We start from the raw sequence: 20,933 nt of genomic DNA, 5'->3' as shown, positions 1-20,933 counted from the left end.
TAGAGACGATTGGTGTTAATTATTAGCATCAATACCTTGAAATAAAAAAAGGATTCCTATCCATAAAGACAGGAATCCTTTTTAGCATTCAGCCACTTATTTTACATAAGTTAACCAATGTGCATATTTAGGGTCTTTACCCTGAACAGCATCAAAGAATGCTTTTTGAATTTTTTCAGTGATCGGACCACGCGCACCAGAACCAATTTCACGGTCATCATATTCACGGATCGGCGTTACTTCAGCAGCAGTACCTGTAAAGAATGCTTCATCACCGATGTAGAATTCATCACGTGTAATACGGCGTTCAACCACTTCAATACCCAAATCTTTTGCAATAGTAATGATCGTTTGACGTGTAATACCGTCCAACGCTCCGCCCGCAATATCAGGAGTATGTAAAGCACCATCTTTCACTAAGAATACGTTTTCGCCAGAGCCTTGGCATACATAACCTTGTGGATCCATTAACATTGCTTCGTCATAACCCGCTTGAGCCACTTCTTGGTGTGCAAGAATAGACAAAGTATAGTTACCCGCAGCTTTTGCTTTACACATGGTCACGTTAGGGTGATGGTGAGTAAATGATGAAGTTTTTACACGGATACCCTTCGCCATTGCATCATCGCCAAGGTAAGCACCCCAACTCCATGCAGCAACAGTCGCATGAATCGTATTATCTGATGCAGCGATACCTAATTTTTCCGAACCAATGAAAATAATTGGGCGTAAATAGCAAGAAGCCAATTTATTTTCACGAACAACATCAATTTGAGCTTGTTCAAGAGTCGCCTGATCAAATGGAACTTTCATTTGATAAATTTTCGCTGAATTTAACAAACGTTTTGTATGGTCTTGGAGACGGAAAATCGCAGTACCGTTAGGAGTTTCATAAGCGCGGACACCTTCAAACACACCCATACTATAATGTAGCGTATGAGTTAAGACGTGGACTTTAGCCTCACGCCAATCCACCATTTGTCCATCTTGCCAAATAAAACCATCACGATCAGCCAAGTTCATGGCGCACACTCCAAATTTTTATACAATTATTCACGTTCCAAAGCGAATGTCGCTGTTGGATCAATTAATCTTTGCCACAATTTGCAAACGACCTCTCTGGTATCGTGCCAATCGGCTGCACTGACTTGCATATTATGATTTGCAAGGGCTAAACGATGGCTCTCGGCGCGTTCACTAAGATAAGCTTGAATCAAGGCTGAAACGTCGTCACTGGATAAGCAACCGGCTTTAGCAGCGTCTTCTAAGATTCGTACATTGTCGGAATAATGGGCGAGATCTTGATTCGTCCCACTCCAGGCTAACACCACATACTGTGCCATAAATTCGATGTCAACGATACCACCTGCGTCCTGTTTTAAATGAAAAATGCCATCTTTTTTCTGTTCTTTTGATGAACCAAGATGATCTTTCATTTTCTGGCGCATGTTTAATACTTCATGGCGAACCGTTTCTTCTTCTCGTGGCAAGGTTAATATTTTACAGCGCAATTCTTCAAACTTATTTCGTAAACTTTGTTCACCCGCAATAGAGCGTGCGCGAACAATCGCCTGATGCTCCCACAACCACGCACTTTTCAACTGATATTGTTCAAATGCCTTTAAACTGGTCACCAATAAACCGGCTTCACCAGACGGACGTAATCGCGTATCAATTTCATAGACACGGCCATCCAAAGTTTGCGTGGTCATCAAAGATATAAATTTCTGTGCTACACGCATAGCAAACTCAAAACTACTGATTGGCTTTTGCCCATCGGTGTCTGCCTGCTCATCCATATAGTGAAGAAAAACGAGATCTAAATCAGAACCATAACCCAGCTCTATTCCACCCAACTTGCCATAACCTGCCACAGCAAAAGCCATGTGATCAAGCGAACAACGAACGCCATCAGCATCTATAGGATAGCCATGACGTTTGGCAACCATTTGATAGGCTAAGTTTAATGTTGCAATGACCGATACTTCTGCAATATCCGTCAAAGCATCGGAAACTTTCATCAGTGGGCTTTCTGCCAAAACATCACTGGCTGCAACGGTGAGTACATTGGATTTTTTGAATAGACGCAAGACTCGCATTTGGTCTTCAACTTGGTCAATTTCAATACGCAATAACTGCTGGCGTAATGAATCTTCCAAATCCTTACGCTTAGGCAATTCAAAATCCATCGACAGAAATTCATCCAAAAGTACAGGATAATGAGTGAGCTCTTCACAAATCCAAGGGCTGACCGTTGCCATTTTCACTAAGCGTTGTAAAGCACCTTTGCTTTCAATCAACATGACCAAATACACCGTACGGCGCATTACTGATTCAACCAAAGGCATTAACCGAGTCAGTGCCATTTGAGGATGATTTGACTGTAAAACAGCCTCAACCAAATGTGGCCAAAACTCTTTTAAACGCTGAACCGCTTTGGCAGGTAGTTTTTTAATCGCATGACCATACCAAAACTCATGAATTAAATTTTTTGCGTCATCATCCAGAACCTCGTTAAGCTGGCTTTCAAGCTGACTAAAACTTTCCGTTGGAGATTCCAAACCTTTTTCTTTGATCAAATGTTCAAATTGGAAAGTCACTTTGCTACGTTTTTGGTTTAGGAATTCTAAGAAAGCATCCCAATCTGTAAAGCCAAGCGTATCGGTAATTCTTTGACGCAGTTCAGGTTCAGTCGGTAAAGACTGTGTTTGCTGATCATTAAGTGCTTGAATCGCATGTTCAACACGACGTAAGAATAGATAAGCGTCCTCAAGGTCTAATACCGATTGATGATCAAGCAACCCCACCTCACCTAAATGACGTAAACTCACCAGACATTGACGATCTTGTAATTCTAATTTTGAGCCACCGTAAATCAGTTGGAAAACTTGGACAATGAATTCAACTTCACGAATCCCACCTGCACCCAACTTAATATCATCAGCAATATTTCGACGAGCAACTTCTCGCTCAATCATTGCTTTCATTTCACGCATGGCTTCAAAAGCAGTGTAATCTACATATTTACGGAACACGAACGGACGTGTCATTTCCAGTAAATCATCGCCATCTTTTCCACTGGTGATAATACGTGCCTTGATCCAAGCATAGCGCTCCCATTCACGTCCATGCTGGCTCAAATATTTTTCTAAAGCGACATGACTAATGGCGAGTGCAGAACCATCACCCCAAGGACGTAAACGCATATCGACACGGAATACAAAACCATCAGCAGTAATATGATCCAGTAGATAAATCAGCTTCTGTCCCCACAAAATGCAGAACTGTTGCACATCGATACATTTACGACCATTGGTTTCACCTTGTTCATCAAAAGCGAAAATTAGATCAATATCACTTGATAAATTAAGCTCTTGTGCGCCCAATTTCCCCATACCAATAACAATAAGGTCTTGAACATCACCATGATAACCAATAGGTTCACCATGTTTTGCAATGAGAGGAGGAAGTGCAAATGCTTTTGCAGCAACAATACTAACATCTGCAAAATCAGACAGTTCTCGTGTTAATGTCACCACATCAGTCAGTTGATTGGCGTCTTGCCAAATCCAACGAAACATCAAGCGGGCACGTAGAATGCGCAAAGCTTTCATCCAAGCCATTTCATCTTGAATATCTAAGAGATTGTCATAAACCAATTGTTGTATTTGTTGAGTACTGAGCGATTTCTGAAATCCATCAACTACATAATCTTGTTCCAATGCAATTTGATGTAAACCTAATACTTGTTCTGCATACTGACTTGCATGTAATGTTTTTTGCAATTGTTCAGCGTTCATTGAAAAAGCCTGTACTTCTAATTTATCTATTCTTTTATATCAGTTTACATGGCTTTTAGGGAAAATTTATGGCATCGCCATCATACACAGTTTAAAAAATACCCATCCAAAGATTTATTGTATTTCACGATCTTTAAATTTCATCAACAGTTTATGAAACTGTGAGTTTAGGCACTTCCGTTTGAAGCAGTACCATTTGCTCACATCTTGCCTTTGTTGCAGGAAGCATCATAGTAAATGTTGTACCAATACCTTTTTGAGAGGTCACAGAAATTTGCCCATGATTTAAATCAACAAAACGTTTACACAGCACTAAGCCAAGCCCCGTTCCTTGTTCACCGATCGTACCTTTATGACTTGCTTTAATTTCAGGTTCAAAAACATGGTCTATTTGAGATTGTGTCATGCCCAAGCCTGTATCATGAATCTTAATTTCTATATTTTGATCTACCTGTCTCGCGGAAATAGAAACACATCCTGAACCATCAATTGGGGTAAATTTTAAAGCATTGGAGACTAAGTTCTGAATAATAGATGTCAGCATATTCATATCTGCAAATACACTCAGGTCATCGGCAACATTTACAATTAACTCAATATCCTTGTTAACGGCTAAAGGATTTAAAACATCATAAATAATTTTTGTGACTTCTTTTAATTTGAAGTTAATCGGGTGATAAACAAAACGTCCACCTTCTGCCATCGCCCAATTTAATAAATTCTCTAGTAATGAATACGTCGACTGCAAAGTATCATATAAATACTCTGCAATGTTTTGAATACTTTCCTCATCAAGCGTATGACGCTCATTGGCAAGTACATCAGAAAAGCCTATCAACCCGTGAAATGGCGCACGCAGATCATGCGCAATCACTTGGAAAAACTTAGTTTTACTGAAGTTGAGTGCACGTTCTTGTTCGTAGAGTTCAAAATAATCTTGAGATTCAGATTTACGTTGTAATATCGTGACCAAGCCTGATGTAAGTTCTTCTAAAAGTGCTTGTTGTTTGGCACTAAAGTCTCTTGACTCATCATCATAAAAATAAATATGTGCAATAGATTCATCACTTTCAAGTTTAAAGTCATAGCACAATAAACGTTGATGTTTGACCCCAGCATCTTGTGTATATGAGCTGAGTTTTTCATAATTCTTATGGGTTCGAGTCATAATTAAATTATGATCAAAATAATGTGAAAGATTCGATTTATCTGACATTATTGCAACATTAAAATCACTGTCTTCTGTCGCAATCCAAACGTATGGTTCATTGTGAAAGGTAAATATTGCATTTTCAACATTCAAGATTGCACGAGCAACTCTTAGATAACGCTCGATTTTATTATCAGAACTATATACACCTAAAATCAGAGATCGGCGACAAGCGCTTAATTCATCTGCTTGTTGAGCTTCTAACACGCTTAAAGTCATGGTTACCTCATTTGCACTTTCAGTACAGCATTACTTTATTAAGCATTCGATTTAAATATTTTAATTTTTTGCACTGAAAAAGTGAAATATGAAAAAATGAATGATCCCACAGCGATTACAATTATTTACATAAATCAATATAACAGATTATTAACCGAATAAATGAACTGTTTTTAATTTCCGATAAAAATCACATTTTTTGTAATATTTGCAAAAGGTTATAACTTTATATCTGTTTATGATTTGATTAAATTATTTAGACATCTTGTGAACGGCTATATAGATATACACCTCTCGAAAACGTAATAAAACTAAAGTTTATGTGGATGTTTAGTTTCAATAATAGCTCCCGTTCAGAATCCAAAGTAACCAACCTTTTGATTAGGCAATAAAAAAGCCCCTAAGTCTTAATATGCTTAGAGGCTTTTCCAGATCATCTGGTCCCGAGGGTCGGACTCGAACCGACACGTCATCGCTGACAGTGGATTTTGAGTTCCATGACTTTTACAAATATATCAAAACACACCACAACACACAACCACACATCATATTGTTTTAATTGAATATATTTAAATTATTACTGATAATCCACAACAATTCAGATCACTATAAAACAATCTAGCAGTCTACAGAAAAGCTACAGAATTTTTTGTAGACTTTTAAAAATTTAAACAGTTCTAATATTATCTTTGAACTTTATGATACTTTTGCTTCGGGCTTTTCGGCTTATCTGGAATAGTACGCTCAATCAAGCCAGCTTCTATAGCAGGATTTAAATAATTCTTTTGGAACGTTGCTCGATGGGTTAATCCTACCAATTGCATTAACTCAGCCAAAGTGTAGTCATTTTGCTTCATCACTGAAATTAACCGTTGTACTTGATCACTCATTTCGTTATGAGCATGTACGACAGCTTGAGCGGTAGCATGATCGCTCTCTTGAGCGGTGTCATTTGAACTGAGAATTGCATCTAAAATCATCTGTAAAATGAATTCGATAAATGGTGCAGAGTCAGTACGATCTGTACTTGTTTGTAATGCCTCATAATAGGCTTTTTGATTTTGATAGATCAGACTCTCAACAGGAATATTTGCAAAGATTGGATTCCATCTGCTTAAAATCAATGTTTGCCATAATCTTCCCATTCGACCATTGCCGTCTGCGAATGGATGAATAAATTCAAACTCATAGTGGAAGACCGAACTTTGAATCAGGGGATGTATGTCATTGTCATTCAACCAATCAAGTAAATCAGCCATCAGTCGATTAATTTGGTTTGCAGGTGGAGCCATATGCACCACTCGATCGCCTGACATCACACCGACACCACCATGACGATATTGACCAACTTCATCAATCAAGCCAGTCATTAAAATTTGATGTGCATGTAGTAAGTCGGATTCTTGACTTGGTTTCCACTGCTGAAAGGCTTCATAGGCTTTAATGGCATTACGCACTTCCTGTACATCTTTTGGAGGTGCAATCACTGTCTTACCATTAAGGATCGCCGTGATCTGCTCGGTACTTAAAGTGTTCCCTTCAATCGCAAGTGAACCTTGAATGGTTCGGATACGATTAGCTTTGCGTAGTTTCAGACTATCTTGGATTTCCTCTAAAACAGTTAAACGCCCTATATTCTCACTGATCTGTGCAATCAGATGAATGATTTTGGAAGTGATGGTATAAGGCGGTTGGTATTTCATTATTGGTTCACTCCACCAAATTGTCCATTAGAAAAAGACTCACTACTTTCACCCCAAGAAATCAAGCGTCCTTCAAACTCAGGTACTAAAAACTCAATAAATTGATTTAAATCATGTTTATAAATTTTGGCATCTTCTGACTGATGCACATATTTCTTATATCGTTCTTTCCATTTACCCGAACTATCTCTCTCATTCAATAAATTAGGTTTTCCAGTCACTTTTAAAGTAAGCATGAAATGCTTAATGTAAGCTGGATGATGTTCCATCAAGTTATGAGCCACACTAGTCATATCGTTAATATTATTACCTACAGCATAGCCAAATTTTGCACTTAAAATTGAGTTAACCACTGTTTTATAGGGCGCATGTAAAAGATATTTAGGAGTACTAATTCCCATTAGCTCAAGCTCTTTACGAATAGAAAACCACTCATAGTTGAATTGATTGTCGGTAAGATAATGAGTTTTTATCCATAGTTTAGTAAACTCGACCAATAATTCAGATTTAGTTTTTGATGGAACTTGTGTGTCAAGATCATCCTGTTCTAGTGATTCGATATATTTCTGAACTTTTAGTTTATCTTTTTGATTCTTACTCTCTTGTAAATAACTATGTCGTAAGCCTAATTTTTGCTTTAACTTTCGATATTCAGCTTCATAATCAAAAAAGTATATTTGCTTTGTAGCTTCGTTCTGGACTAAGTTTTGAAATTCGACGAACTCAGTATTCCACTGATTAATGATTTGATTATTCTGTATTTCAGGCTTTAAATAATGACACTCTAAAGTAAAAACTTTTGTTTTAACTGATTGAGCGGCTGTATAATCATTCACTACAAATGCATTTGCATTATTGTTGTAGTAAATATCTTGCATTGACTGCTTCTTCGCTTTTTCTGTTGGTTCAAAATGATTAAAAATCCACAGTAAGCAAGCATTGTTATCTTGATAAAAAATCTTACGATCAATGATTACATTCAAAAAAGTTGTAGAAAGTTGTCCTTCAAAAACAACTAATTGCTTCTTGTAAAACGCGGATACATCTGGTCTCCGCCATTGCTTCAAATCTATACTTTTACGGACTTGCTGAATATGAATATCACTAAAGGATTCATCCACTTGCAGGCTCTTGTAAATATTCTCTTTTAATAGTTTATGTTGTTGAGTTTCTTTCGCAATTTGATACTTTAAAGCAGTTTTTTCTTGCTCTGATAGCTGTTTAATATGTTTTACAGGACACTTGAAGTTTGGGTTATTTTCCAACTCAGGAATATGTCTGAAAAAGAATGTTGCTGAAGTGTTGATCTGCATGTGATCTGTACGTCTAGCGAGGGTTACAGGTGATTGACACCAAGCACATGTAAAATGAGGCTTGGTTTTATCCCTTTTATATTGCTCCCTTATTTGACTACGCCATTGTGTAAGTTCCATTTCAGATTGTTGAAAGAATACATCAACATCAATCCACATATTTTGATCGGCATCAATGATATGAATTAACTTCATGTACTCTCCCAACTATTACTTAAATTAGCTTAACAAGCTCTCAATCATATCGAAGCGCTTATCTTTAATCATAATAAATTTACATTGTCCTTCTGATAAATTAGTCCATAGCTCTCCAATTTGGCGATCATCCTTAGCAGCTTCCCACTTATCAGCCCCTTTATATTCAACCACTAAAATTTTTCCATTAGGTAGTTTACATATAAAATCTGGATAGAAGCGACCATTTCCCTTTTGCAAGTAAAAAGAACAGCCTTCTTTACGAACTAAGTTTCTCACCCAAAACTCAATATTTCCTTTAACTGCTTGCTGATCCAACCAACATGCACAAGCAAACTCTTCACCACTATCAAAAGCCCCAATACGGCCATAGTAATGTTTGTTAAATGCATAATATCCGTATTCACCATTATCATCGCGAGAAGGTGCATAAATATTTGGATGGAAATTAAACTGATATTCTTGTTCGTTTGAGACTGTTATTTTATGAAGCTCATCATTGCCAAATAAGAAATTTTGGTAAGCATCATTAACAGCTTCCTTTCGTAAAATATTAATTCTTTTTTCAATCAACTGACGAATTATATATTTCTGAGTATTTGTTCGAGCCAAATCAAAATCATCTTTACTTAACAAATCATTTAGCCACGCAAGAACAAAATTTCGTTTAGCCTCATGAGTTAATGATTCTTCTAAGATATTCTTACATAACCAAGTTGCTAATTTGACTTCATCCCAATTTTCAGGTTTATACACCAAACCTAAATCTCTCTGAAGTTTTGGAAGAAAAGTAACTTTTACCTTACCTTTAGTCTCATCAATATCTAAAGTTCCAAAATCATTTGAAGCATAAGCTGAATTTAAAATTGAAATATCATCATGCAAAACTTTTGCATCTACTGTTGTTAAATTCCAAGGATATTCAAGAGCTTCTGGATCATCAAATAATTGAAGCTCGCCCTGAACCGATAATGCTAGTAGTGGGACTTTAAACTCTTTACCCAATTCCGCAGGTGTCTGAAAATATTCGATAGATTGACGGCTAACCTCAGCCCCTTTCTCAATCTGCTGCACTGACTCTAGTTGTGAAACAGTTTTCGTTAGTTCCACAGTCTCTTCTTTAGTCAACGGGGTAATAATCGTCAATTCATTGGTTTTATTATTCCATTCTACTTTCTTTTTTACCGTAGGTGTAACAGACTTTAAATCTGGCTTTTCAGTTAACGGAATTGTTATTGGTTTCACAATAATTTTAGAATTTCCAAAGTCCAAACGAGCTTGCTCACCCGTACCTGCTTTAACAAATTCGGCCGCTTCTTTAGTATCAAAACCAGCCCCTTCAACTAGGCTATCTCTTAAAGCTTCAGCTGTGTCAGAAAAACTTTTTGATACAACATAAGCATAAGATTGATTTAACTGTTCACTCTGTCTATGTGATGCATTTGGCTGTCTAAGAATACGCCCTAATAATTGCTCTACTGCTGTACTTGATTGCACAGAAGCCATACTCACTAAAATATAAGCAAATGGACAATCCCAACCCTCAGCTAAAGCCTTTTGAGTAATTACATACTTAATTTTACAAGCCTTATCTAAAATTCCTTTAGGATATTTTGCTGTAATTTTTTCAAGTTCTTTCTCATCTCCTGTGGCAAGAGCGATCTGCTCTCTTGGAATATTCTGATTATTTTCAAGTTCATTAAGTACAGCATAAATATCCAATGTTTCACGAACTTTACTTTTTGCTTCAGCCTGAATAAGTACTATCGGTCTCAGATATTCAAAACCCTGTCTCTGTTCTTCTAACGCTATATGTTCTAAAGACTCTCTTTTATGAATCGCATATGCTAAGCATTGTTGCCAATTTGATTCTGTTTCTAAAACAATCGGCAATTTAATCATTTGTTCTGCTTTTAATTCAGCAGCAGAGACGCTATGTAAAACATTTGTTGGAGTTCTCACTGTATCTGGTGTTGCTGTAAGCTCCATAATGCCACTTGGCTTAAAACGAGCTAACATATCAAAAGCAAGTTCAGTACGACTATTATGTGCTTCATCAACAATAATAAAAGGGCGATGTAATCTAAGAACGTTAGCTAAAGAATTTGGAACTATTAGATCACTCACTTCCCCCTCTGTTAATAATTCTGACTTTTTGATCCTAGACAGTATCGTGGACAATCGATCCCTCTAAATTCTTGAAATATTTCTGTTCAAAGGCTTCTGGACTTAACCAGCCGTTTGCAGAATGCCTTCTGACCCGATTGTAATAAATCTCAATATAATCAAACAAGACCGCATTCGCCTCTTTTCGAGTCGAAAACACACTGCCATGTACCACATGACCTTTTAATGTATGAAAGAAGCTTTCAGTCACTGCATTATCCCAACAGTTTCCACGTCTAGACATACTCTGAGTACAATCATTTTTCAGTAACAGCGCTCTAAAATCACGACTACAGTACTGTGAGCCTTGGTCCGAATGAACCATAACACCAGTTGGATAACCCTGACGAGCCATTGCATAGTTAAACGTATCACACACCAACTGGCGGTCTATTCGATGGCTGGTTTGCCACCCCACGATACGACGGCTAAATAAATCTAGCATCACACATAAATACAACCAACCTTCTTTAGTGCGGATATAGGTAATGTCTGTTGTCCAGACTTTATTAGGCTGAGTAACTGTAAATTGGCGATCCAACAAGTTGGGTGCTGTAGGCAAACGATGGGTTGAATCAGTCGTATGCTTGTATTTACGCGCAATCCTGCTACGTAAACCAAGCTTTTTTAGCATCCTTCCAATAGTACGTTCGCTCATGTTGTAACCTAAATCATGCATGTCATGTACTAATGAAGGTGCACCCAATCGTGCATGATGCTGCCAATATACGGCTTTTAAGTCATTATATTTCTGTGCCGTATTGGCTTGACGTTTTCGCCAGGCATAATAGCCTGAAGTGCTGACACCTAGGTATTTACAGGCAGAAGATACGGTGACTTCATTCATATCTAGATCTTGAATTACCGTGTACTTTTCTTGGCATGATCTGTTAGAAAGTACACATGCGCTTTTTTTAAGATGTCATTGGCTTCCTTGAGCTGTTTGACTTCTTTCTCTAATTCCACGATCCGCTGTTGTTCTGGTGAAAGTTGACGTTTGCTTGAACCTGCCGGATTGGTTTCACGAATCCATTTATCTAATGTTGAATAACCCACACCTAATTTCTGGGCGATTGCAGCTACAGACTCGTGTGAGTTTGAAAGTGCATAATCAATCGCTTGCTGTTTAAATTCGGGACTAAAACGTTTAGCCATTTCTTGAATCTCCAAAGATTAAAGTTACGTTATCTTTAGAGGGACGTGCTGTCCATTATTTTGTCTAGGATCATTTGTTCCTCTGTTAGATGCTCAAAATGATGCATTAGCGCACCATTATTTTGATAAACTTTTCTACTTTCTTCTTCTTCTACTTGAAAAGCTTGGCGTGTAGCAACAATAACAACTGTTGAAGTTAAAAGCGTTGAACGAGTAATGCTTTTTGCTTCTTCAATATCCATGACTGTGACTTCACCTGCTTCACGTAATGCTGATGAATATGGATGCTGTTTATTTTTTAAAGCAGTAATAGTTTGTTCACGTATCGTCTTGCTTGGCACCAACCATAAAACGACACTTTGAGAAACTTTTAAAAAATGCTTATTAACTAATGTGACACTTTTACTTGCCAACCATGTCTTTCCTCCACCAGTTGGAACACGTAAGCAAAAATATGGCATATCAGGAGCAAAGCTACTTAATGAATTATAGGTTTGCCCCTTATCCCACAATCGCTCTGTAGTCACATAAAATGCTGTAGATGCATTTGTAAACTCATGACAGGCTTGAAAATATGCTTTTACACTCTCTAACACTTGATCTTGATATTCTTTAGCAATATATGCAGTCATGACTTAAACCTCTAAAGCATAAGGTGTTTGTTTAAATATAATATTTTTGCGTTTAGCTTTAATACCTAAACGATTGGCAGCTGCATAAATCACTTTAGCTCCATCAAACTTTGGAAGAACATCATATACTTGCATAGTAAGAATGTTTCCACCTTGATCTGTAAGGTCTTTTAGGATTCCGTTATAAAGTAAATATATAGCACGACCTTCAAATACCCCTAGTAAAGGAGAGTCTGCTTTTCCTACATAACCCGTTCCTGTTTCAGAAAACCATACAAATTCAGCTAATTGAGAGAATGAAACATCTGCGCGTATATAGCCACTTGGATCAAACAAAGGTTCTTGTGAAAGCTTAAAAAATTGGAAATTACCATAAATACCCTCTGTATGGTTTACTATGGTTGTTTCGCCAACAACTTCCAAATAATTTTCGTTCATCTCTACTTTAATTGAACTGTAATTTTCTTTATTTAATTCTTTAACACTCTCAACATTCTCTAAAATTTCATTTGCTTTCAATAATGACTTAAAATTTAACAGAGATGGATCCGTAAATTTGAACAACTCCTATAAGTGATATTCTGCTCCTCAAATGATGTTATAAACATCAATATATGGAGTATTTTATGGCACGTAGACCAAGAAGAAATCATTCAAATGATTTTAAAGCTAAGGTAGCACTTGCTGCGATTAAAGCAGAAAAAACACTTGCTGAATTGAGTGCTGAGTTTGATGTTCATCAAAACCAAATTATTGACTGGAAAAATCAATTGATCTCAGCTTCCTCGCAAGCTTTCGATCAATCAAAAGCTCCAACAGAACCACCCATCGATCTAAAAAAACTACATGCAAAAATCGGTGAGCAGGCATTAGAAATTGATTTTTTAGAAGGTGTGTTGAAGAAACTGGGCCGCTTCAACCACAAAAGTTAATCGACGACTCACTTCAGATTTCAGTATCTAAGCAAGCTAAGCTGCTGAAAGTCTCCCGTGGTTGTTATTACTATCGCCCAAAACCTGTGAGTGCATCAGATCTGAAGCTGATGCGATGTATTGATGAATTACATATGCAATATCCTTTTGCAGGCAGTCGTATGATGCGTGATTTGTTGAATCGTCAAGGACATCATATAGGACGACGTCATACACGTACTTTAATGAAGAAAATGGGTATTCAGGCGTTATATTGCAAACCAAATTTAAGCCAGGCTAATCAAGCTCACCGTAAATATCCATATCTGCTCAAAGGGTTGGCTATTCAGCGCAGTAATCAAGTGTGGTCTACGGATATAACGTATATCCCTATGGCAAAAGGCTTTGTTTATTTATGTGCTGTGATTGATTGGCATAGCCGCAAGGTACTTGCGCATAGGGTATCGATTAGTATGGAGGTGGATTTTTGTATTTCGGCTTTAAATGAAGCGATTGAAAAATATGGTCGACCTGAAATATTTAATACAGACCAAGGCAGCCAGTTTACCAGTGATGCATTTATTGATGTATTGAAATCAAATGGCATTCAAATCAGTATGGATGGTAAAGGTCGATGGGTAGATAATGTGATGGTTGAACGATTATGGCGGAGCGTTAAATATGAAGAGGTGTATCTCAAAGCTTATAGCAGTGTCACAGATGCGAAAAAGCAATTAAGTGCATATTTTGAGTTTTATAATTTGAAACGACCTCATTCGAGTCTAGACAAAATGACACCAAATGAGTTTTACTATGATCAGCTACCCCAACAAAACAAGGTGGCTTAACTAGAGCGGAATATCACTTATAAATACGCTTTTAGTTGTTCAAACAAGTGGGACCACCTCTTAACATCTGAGAAAACAGAATATCTTTCGATTTACCTTTGTACTGGTAACCATTAATCACCTTCTTAATCCTAGGCATAGTCACAGATTTAGCAATCTCCTCATTCATTTCAATTAAAATAAATTTTCGATTACCTTGATCTTTTTTATTCAGGTTGAGTACAGCATGAGCTGTTGTACCCGATCCTGCGAAGCTATCTAAAACTATATCTTGCTTACCTAAAACTCTTTCTAAAAGATATTCTATTATGCTAGTAGGTTTAACCGTATCAAATCCGTGCTCTAATCCTAATATATTGTTTAGAACTTTTTTTCCACTTTCAGCTGTTCCACTATTTGAAGTACCTACAAAGCAGTAAAAAGGCTTAAATTCTTCAGCTTCTTCATGTTCGTAATACTTCAACATAGGCTCACCAGTCTGAAATGTTATACGATTTCTGTTATACAAATCACTCACTGTATCAAAACCTGCTTGCCATCGTTTTGTTGGAGGAGGGGTATATCCAGCTAAAGAAAACTGCATCGTTTCACGCTTATTTTCCCCCCGATTGGATTTCAGAATTGTTTGTAATCGATAATTTCCATCTATATCAGTATGCGGATAGCTACGAGCTACTCCTGAATTTATTAAATTAAATTTAGGTTTATTCTTTTTACAGTAAGCTACAATGTACTCTGCATCATTTTGAGGCTTTAATTTTGCTTCGCCAGTATTGGAAGGTTTTGCTCTACTTTTCCATACAAAATTTGCTATTTGATTATTTTTACCAAATATCTCATCCATCATTAAAATTAAATGACCTAATTCATCATCACCAATCGAGATAAAGACAATCCCATCATCAGACAATAATTTTCTTAATAATAATAGTCGAGGGTACATCATACATAACCACCGATCATGTCTATCTAATGTTTCACCCTCTTTACCTACTACCTCACCTAACCATTTACGAATTTCTGGACTATTTACGTTATCGTTATACGCCCATTTTTCATTACCTGTATTGTAAGGGGGGTCAATATAAATACATTTTACCTTTCCTGCATAACGTGGTAGTAGTGCTTTTAACGCATGGAGATTGTCACCTTGCACCAACAGATTACCACTCTGTTCATTCCCACATGAAAGTTCGGCTACAGGTTCCAATAATCGATAAGGAACTTCTTTATGATGCTTTTCAACAGCTTCTTTTCCTATCCACTTTAAAGTAGGCATTACATAATCCCAAAATTACAAATTCAGCAATTGGCATAGCTTACCATTTACAACCAACAGAACACTAAACTTTTACTCCATAGCAGATAAGAGTACGACAACTTCTGACACACTATTCAATTTAGTTTTTTAGTTTCTTTGAATTACATTATCTGTATTATGGTTCTGCATATGAATCGATACCTGAGATAAACCAGCCCGTTCGAAGCGATATCTCATATATCTAGAAATATCATCTTCGTGTGAGGAAATGATTAACTGTCTATCTTTTAACTCACAACGTAATAAGTCAGTTAAAGAGGCAATATTGATTTCATCTAACGATTGCACAGGATCATCAATTAACACTAAAGAGTTCTCGGAATAAACTCTATTTAATGATAAGAAAAAAGCTAGACTCAATGCAGCCAATTGACCAGAACTCATTGCTAGTGTCGCATCATGATCAGAACTTTCCGCAGTACAGAAGCGAATCTGCTGCCCTTCTGCATAGTCTATAAACAGTCCTAGACCACGTTGATAATTTTGTATTAAGCGCCCACTATAGATATGAAATATTAATTCAATATTAGCGATAATTCTTGAAGAGTAATCACGTTCAGTTTCAGTTAGTGTTTTTTTCAACCTAATTATTTTAGCTTTTGCATTTAAGTTTGCATTATATAAGTCACTCTTTTCTTTTAACAATTTTTTCGTCTGCTGAAGTTCAGAATCCTTAAACTCTTTAAACTTTTTATTTACATAATTTTTCTTATGATTTAAATCATCTTCCAGTAAATCATAAAAATCTTTATTCTTTTCAAAAGTTACACTTATAGCCTCCTCCCATCCTATAGGTAGAACATCTCCTTCTATTTTTTTTAAATCTCTTAAATTAGAGATAATTTTATCTTTTCTAATTTTCAATTCAATATCATCATCTGTATATTCAGAAGAATAACTTATAGCCATTTTTTCAAGACGAGAACTCAAACTATTCAAGGTTTCAAAAAAGTTTTGGTTTACATTTAATTTGGTGAACAAATTAATATTAAAATCTTTTAAAAAAGCATCTTTTTCTTTTATATATAGCTCTTTAATCAAACTTAGCTCAGAAGAAATCATCAGATAAACCTTACTTAGATCTTCTGTTGAACTTCCAATTTCTTTTACATATAACTCTGAAATCAACCTTATATTTTCAATAAGTTTTTCTACACTTTCCCAATCTACCCCACATAAAGCGCATATAGTGCTATCCTCACCAAAACTTTGTTTATGTTTTTCAAACAAATCCTCTCGCATTTTATTGAGTTCTAATAACTTAACTTTTCTTTCTGAGAGTAATGCTAATTTATTATCTTTTTCAATAATAGTTTCTTGAAGTTTATCTGAAATAACCACCCCTAAAGAACTTAACTTTGTTATTTCCTCTTGAGAAATAGCATTAAAATCCTTATCTAATATTATTAGAATTTGATCAATCTCTGAGAGTTTTTTATTAACTAATTGAAGATTTTCAAACTTACTTATATACTTCCCTATAGATACAAGCAACAACAAAGAACTATCATTATCGATGATAAATTTTTCAATAGCCGAATTTTGATTTCTTATGCGTATATCTTCTTTTCTTTTACAACACTCTATTAACAACTCAATTTCTTTTATAAAGTTATTATAATTTACATCAGCCTCTTGTAAAAAAATTTCTTCATCATCCCATTTAGGAGATGTTCTTTGTGTAGATATTTTTTTATATGTAACATCATATTCACTTTGAGAAATATTTTTTTCCAAGATATTTTTTAACTTAGCATCTATCTCATCAATTTCTATCTTTTTTTCTTTAGCCAGTTTCGTTAGTTTAATTTCGGTCTTATTACAAACATCAATATGCTTCTTTATTTCGGTTGTTTTTATTAATTCTTCCAAAGCCTTCTTACGATCAGTGATTTTTTTCGAAAAAATAAATTGACTTTGACCTTGGTGTAAATAATTTAACATTGAATAGTTAGAACAAAAACTTTCACCAAAAAACTGTTCAAAAAAATTATTTTCTAACTTATTCTCAGTAGGTTCAGAGTTAAAATCATCTAATTTATATAAACTAAAAATATCAAAATTATTAGCTTTATTATTAATTTCGACTTTTAAATCATTGACAAACCCCATTCTAACAAAAAACAGTTTTTCATCATCATGATCATTCATCAACTCTACTTTAATTTTTAAATCAACCTCACCACTTTTTTTGTTCCAATATAGATTATCTTTGAACTTCTTTTTTGTCTCAACCATCACAAGTTTATAAAGATCTGATATTCTAGATATTTTTCCTGTAAATAACAATTCAATAGCATCAAAAGTAGATGTTTTACCATACCCATTTGGACCTTCTAAAGTAATCAATGAAGACTTATTGAAATCAAATTCTATATTTGTAAATGCTTTAAATGCTTGAATCTGAAGCTTTGATATTTTCCAATTCTTCACTTAATAACTCCGCTATAACTTCATCAATACTATCTGCTTCATATTTTCCAATCAAATCATAGGTTTTGACTAAATTTTCAGCACTTACTTTTTCACTTACACTATCAAACAAATTTTGAAATGATTTACTAAATTTTGGAATTTCTAGAAATGGAAATTTAATAAACAATCTTGTAACCAAACTATGGAATGAAGGTTTTAGAGGATCTTTTTTGTACTCATCAAACTCATCCATTTTCTTAATTTGACTCTTAAAATCCTCATAACTTTTTCCAAGAAGTAGTTTTTCTTCAGCATCTGAATAATAAAAAAAATATTTTTTGAAGTAAAAAGGGTTTTCTTCTATTTCTAAAACTTGTTCTTCAATTTCATTAAAATCATTTAAAAAATTAACTTTGTAAATAATAATTAAATCACAATTTTTCTTAAAAGCAGGTTGCTTTTGCATTTCATCTGGAAGAGATTCATTGATTAGCTCATGAATACTTTCAACAGACAATAGCTGATCTAAGACATGTACAATTAAGTACCTTTGAGCTCCACCATTTTCTTTAATGAAAAAATTTGTATTATCTGAAGACTTTTCTAAAATAAACCCTGAATCTTTCACAGCTTCATGCATAATTTTTTTAAGCATTATTTAACTCGCTTTGCGCTGTATTGGTACAAATTACTTTTACTGGAAGCTCTTTTAATATATGATTTTCAACCTCAATATCATCAATAGTGATTCGTGTTACATTGTCATTATAAGCATTAATTTCAATATTTTTGTGAACTTCACTACCTGATATTAAAATATTGTACTCATATAAAATTTTTACTAATAAATTATTACTACGAAGTTGTTCTATCAATTTAGTTTTAAATGATTCAGCACGTCTATCTTGCAATTTCAAGGCTGTAGGTAAGTATTTTTTTAACTCTTTAGAATAATGAGGAAGATCAACTAATACAATACTAGCTGAGATATCAGTAATGATTTCAGCATAAGTACTTACATCATCACTCCTTATTTGATCAGAAGATGATAAGCGGATAGATTGTTTTATATATTCTAACTCAGCATCATCCATTTTATAAATATGCTTAAAAACCTCATTAAATAAGCCTATTTGTTGTATTGTAAAATATTCATTACTCTCACATACATAATTTTCCAAAGTATCAGCAAAAAGATTTCGCAACCTTCTCATCTCATATGGAAGATCCTGTACTAAATTAAAGTCTGTAATTAAGATTTCTAAAATTAAATCACTTTCAATTGTATTTTCATAAGCCGCTCTATTCTGACTTGTTCCCTGATGGATCAAGGAATGAATTTCAATAACTTTTGAAGTAATCATTTCTGATAAATAATGATATTTCTGCTCTACAAGTTGCAAAGAGTTTTCCAAAGAATTTTTATTCAAATATTCTTCTATTTTTTCTTTAATTGCCCCCTCAATTCGATCTAATTTACAATAAGATTCTTCATCATATTTATAAAATTCAACTATTGCTTTTTTCTCATTTTCATAATCACTAGAATCATCAATTCCATTAGCGATATGGAAATATCTTTTTGTATTAGGGCAACAATCTATACATATTTTTGATGACTTATTTAGTGCTTTTTCAAATGCTGATCTATAAGGGGATGCCTTAGCCTTAACTTGATGAACCGATATTGCAATACCATCCGAATAAATGGCAAAGTCATCAGTACTATCTAACTGTAAAGCAAATTTCTTGATTTCTTTTCCATCGAAGCTTTCATCCAATAAAAGCTTAATAGAATGATAAAGTGCTATCTTACCTTGATAGACAAATCCTCCCCAAGATGAAATTGCACTATCAGGCAGTTCCTCAGTCATATAAGACCCTATTATTTATAAATTTTACTTCGTACTTAATATACATGAAATTTCATTTTAACAAAAAAAAAAGGTTAAATTTGGGAGCATAAGCTCCCCCCTTCTTTAAATTTATTAACTCTAGACGTCCTTTAATTTCTATAATCTAATTCACTGCCCTCACACTTCCCTGCAATCCCTGCTGAATATCCTGTACAAATCCCTCACCTTGATTCAGCTTAGGCTTATTTTTGTCTCTAGCCGTAGTTTCAAGTTGAAACTGTTCAGTAGAATTTGATTCAGTATCTGAATTCTCTTCACTGTAAAACTCCTCCACTAAATCCAATCCCTCCTCACCATTCACCTCAGCCCGTGCATTGGCAAAGCCTTGTCTTGCCATCTGATCTAAAGCACTTTGATTAAAACCACTCTGCTTACTTTGCTGATCAATCTCTTGCGCCATCTGAATAGCCTGTTGCAAATTAAATCCATCACGTAAAGTTAAATCCACGTAGTACACAGGGGTACGATAGCTTTGTGTCGTGGATTTGCCTCGAAGCGTCAATTGCAGTGGCAGACATGAAAGTAAACCATTCGATGCAGCATGGTAGTAACTGAGTCGTGCTGATAGCGTGCGAATACTATTAAAGCCCGTCGTCCTAAAGATAAATGTACCGAGTTCATCCGATTCATCTAAATTGACATGCAATCGCCCGAAAGGTTTACAGTTCCCTCCTTTTGCTAAAGGACATAGATCAGGTGATGGGCATGGATGTTGTTCTACTCCTTGATTGGTGAGGCGTTGACATGTTTCACCATTGCCAATACATATAGGTCGTCCAGTCTGTCGGTCGAATAAGGTGTACTCGGCACGTAGGTTCAGTTCAGGATCATTAAAGATCATCCGTACTGGGATTGAACGAAGTTTTGGGTTTTGACTTTGGTTTTGGCTTGGTTGCTGATTTTGTTGCTGATTCGCTCGAAGTTGTTCATCAAGTGGGTGTTTTACCCATCCGTCCTTATTTTGGATTTGCGAGGTGATGGTGAATTGATCGTCCTTCTCAGGGAGTCGTTTTCCGTTCTTTTCGACAATTTTCCCTATACTGATTCGTCCAAGTATTGGCGGTGTAATTGCTAAACCTTTGATCATGATATGTTCCTCATATTTATTTTTTTACAGAATTGCGTCCTA

Annotated in this window: 15 protein-coding genes; 1 reads left to right on the top strand and 14 read right to left on the bottom strand. The window is 35.4% G+C overall.

Annotation, left to right across the window (positions count from 1 at the left end; genetic code table 11):
- Positions 1-96: 96 nt before the first annotated feature.
- The 9 genes from BEN71_RS03860 to BEN71_RS03820 form a co-directional block, all read right to left on the bottom strand.
- The gene (locus BEN71_RS03860; RefSeq protein ID WP_068972849.1) at positions 97-1,023 is read right to left on the bottom strand and encodes a branched-chain amino acid transaminase; all 927 of its coding nucleotides are present in this window, start codon (positions 1,021-1,023) and stop codon (positions 97-99) included.
- A gap of 26 nt (positions 1,024-1,049) precedes the next feature.
- Positions 1,050-3,800: a bifunctional [glutamate--ammonia ligase]-adenylyl-L-tyrosine phosphorylase/[glutamate--ammonia-ligase] adenylyltransferase gene (gene glnE / locus BEN71_RS03855; protein WP_068972848.1), complete on the bottom strand. Its 2,751-nt coding sequence runs from the start codon at positions 3,798-3,800 to the stop codon at positions 1,050-1,052.
- 151 nt (positions 3,801-3,951) lie between these two features.
- Complete coding sequence (locus BEN71_RS03850; RefSeq protein ID WP_068972847.1) at positions 3,952-5,229, bottom strand: sensor histidine kinase; 1,278 nt, start codon at positions 5,227-5,229, stop codon at positions 3,952-3,954.
- 683 nt (positions 5,230-5,912) lie between these two features.
- Positions 5,913-6,932 (bottom strand): Fic family protein, encoded by a 1,020-nt coding sequence (locus tag BEN71_RS03845; RefSeq protein WP_068972846.1) that lies wholly within the window; start codon positions 6,930-6,932, stop codon positions 5,913-5,915.
- Positions 6,932-8,440 carry a DUF6035 family protein gene (locus BEN71_RS03840; RefSeq protein ID WP_068972845.1) on the bottom strand — a complete coding sequence of 503 codons (1,509 nt, stop codon included), beginning with the start codon at positions 8,438-8,440 and terminating at the stop codon, positions 6,932-6,934. Before BEN71_RS03840 ends, BEN71_RS03845 begins: the two co-directional genes overlap by 1 nt.
- Positions 8,441-8,464: 24 nt before the next feature.
- Positions 8,465-10,567 carry a restriction endonuclease subunit R gene (locus BEN71_RS03835; protein ID WP_227542650.1) on the bottom strand — a complete coding sequence of 701 codons (2,103 nt, stop codon included), beginning with the start codon at positions 10,565-10,567 and terminating at the stop codon, positions 8,465-8,467.
- Positions 10,568-10,601: 34 nt separating this feature from the next.
- A protein-coding gene (locus tag BEN71_RS03830) for an IS3 family transposase (RefSeq protein ID WP_117276768.1) occupies positions 10,602-11,761 on the bottom strand; the annotation gives its coding sequence in 2 pieces (ribosomal slippage) (positions 10,602-11,527 and positions 11,527-11,761; 1,161 coding nt in all).
- A 35-nt stretch (positions 11,762-11,796) separates the two neighbouring features.
- On the bottom strand, positions 11,797-12,393 hold the full coding sequence (locus tag BEN71_RS03825) for a DEAD/DEAH box helicase family protein (protein ID WP_068976128.1): 597 nt from the start codon (positions 12,391-12,393) through the stop codon (positions 11,797-11,799).
- Between the two features lie 3 nt (positions 12,394-12,396).
- A complete protein-coding gene (locus tag BEN71_RS03820; RefSeq protein ID WP_227542649.1) occupies positions 12,397-12,912 on the bottom strand; it encodes a hypothetical protein in 516 nt (171 codons plus the stop codon).
- Positions 12,913-13,019: 107 nt separating this feature from the next.
- Between BEN71_RS03820 and BEN71_RS03815 the strand changes: the two genes are divergently transcribed.
- Positions 13,020-14,152, top strand: a protein-coding gene (locus BEN71_RS03815; RefSeq protein WP_223155595.1) for an IS3-like element ISAba14 family transposase whose coding sequence is annotated in 2 segments (ribosomal slippage) — positions 13,020-13,272 and positions 13,272-14,152 — 1,134 coding nt in all. Because the reading frame shifts where the segments join, the coding sequence is not laid out codon by codon here.
- Positions 14,153-14,183: 31 nt separating this feature from the next.
- On the opposite strand, the gene BEN71_RS03810 is transcribed toward BEN71_RS03815, so the two are convergent.
- The 5 genes from BEN71_RS03810 to BEN71_RS03790 form a co-directional block, all read right to left on the bottom strand.
- Positions 14,184-15,431 (bottom strand): site-specific DNA-methyltransferase, encoded by a 1,248-nt coding sequence (locus BEN71_RS03810; RefSeq protein ID WP_068973128.1) that lies wholly within the window; start codon positions 15,429-15,431, stop codon positions 14,184-14,186.
- A 129-nt stretch (positions 15,432-15,560) separates the two neighbouring features.
- On the bottom strand, positions 15,561-17,906 hold the full coding sequence (locus BEN71_RS03805) for an ATP-binding protein (protein WP_068973127.1): 2,346 nt from the start codon (positions 17,904-17,906) through the stop codon (positions 15,561-15,563).
- Positions 17,863-18,543 carry an ABC-three component system middle component 1 gene (locus BEN71_RS03800; protein WP_068973126.1) on the bottom strand — a complete coding sequence of 227 codons (681 nt, stop codon included), beginning with the start codon at positions 18,541-18,543 and terminating at the stop codon, positions 17,863-17,865. Before BEN71_RS03800 ends, BEN71_RS03805 begins: the two co-directional genes overlap by 44 nt.
- Complete coding sequence (locus tag BEN71_RS03795) at positions 18,536-19,762, bottom strand: ABC-three component system protein (protein WP_068973125.1); 1,227 nt, start codon at positions 19,760-19,762, stop codon at positions 18,536-18,538. Before BEN71_RS03795 ends, BEN71_RS03800 begins: the two co-directional genes overlap by 8 nt.
- A 145-nt stretch (positions 19,763-19,907) precedes the next feature.
- Positions 19,908-20,891: a recombination directionality factor gene (locus tag BEN71_RS03790; RefSeq protein WP_068973124.1), complete on the bottom strand. Its 984-nt coding sequence runs from the start codon at positions 20,889-20,891 to the stop codon at positions 19,908-19,910.
- Positions 20,892-20,933: the final 42 nt, after the last annotated feature.

It is taken from the genome of Acinetobacter wuhouensis, from assembly GCF_001696605.3.
Taxonomy (GTDB): Bacteria; Pseudomonadota; Gammaproteobacteria; order Pseudomonadales; family Moraxellaceae; genus Acinetobacter; species Acinetobacter wuhouensis.
Note: the sequence above shows the minus strand (reverse complement) of the source record. Positions and strands in the feature narration are given on the sequence as shown.

Excerpts from the sequence above, each read along its gene's own strand:
- BEN71_RS03860 (WP_068972849.1), bottom strand. The coding sequence starts at position 1,023 with ATGAACTTGGCTGATCGTGATGGTTTTATTTGGCAAGATGGACAAATG.
- glnE (WP_068972848.1), bottom strand. The coding sequence starts at position 3,800 with ATGAACGCTGAACAATTGCAAAAAACATTACATGCAAGTCAGTATGCA.
- BEN71_RS03850 (WP_068972847.1), bottom strand. The coding sequence starts at position 5,229 with ATGACTTTAAGCGTGTTAGAAGCTCAACAAGCAGATGAATTAAGCGCT.
- BEN71_RS03845 (WP_068972846.1), bottom strand. The coding sequence starts at position 6,932 with ATGAAATACCAACCGCCTTATACCATCACTTCCAAAATCATTCATCTG.
- BEN71_RS03840 (WP_068972845.1), bottom strand. The coding sequence starts at position 8,440 with ATGAAGTTAATTCATATCATTGATGCCGATCAAAATATGTGGATTGAT.
- BEN71_RS03825 (WP_068976128.1), bottom strand. The coding sequence starts at position 12,393 with ATGACTGCATATATTGCTAAAGAATATCAAGATCAAGTGTTAGAGAGT.
- BEN71_RS03810 (WP_068973128.1), bottom strand. The coding sequence starts at position 15,431 with ATGCCTACTTTAAAGTGGATAGGAAAAGAAGCTGTTGAAAAGCATCAT.
- BEN71_RS03800 (WP_068973126.1), bottom strand. The coding sequence starts at position 18,543 with ATGCTTAAAAAAATTATGCATGAAGCTGTGAAAGATTCAGGGTTTATT.
- BEN71_RS03795 (WP_068973125.1), bottom strand. The coding sequence starts at position 19,762 with ATGACTGAGGAACTGCCTGATAGTGCAATTTCATCTTGGGGAGGATTT.
- BEN71_RS03790 (WP_068973124.1), bottom strand. The coding sequence starts at position 20,891 with ATGATCAAAGGTTTAGCAATTACACCGCCAATACTTGGACGAATCAGT.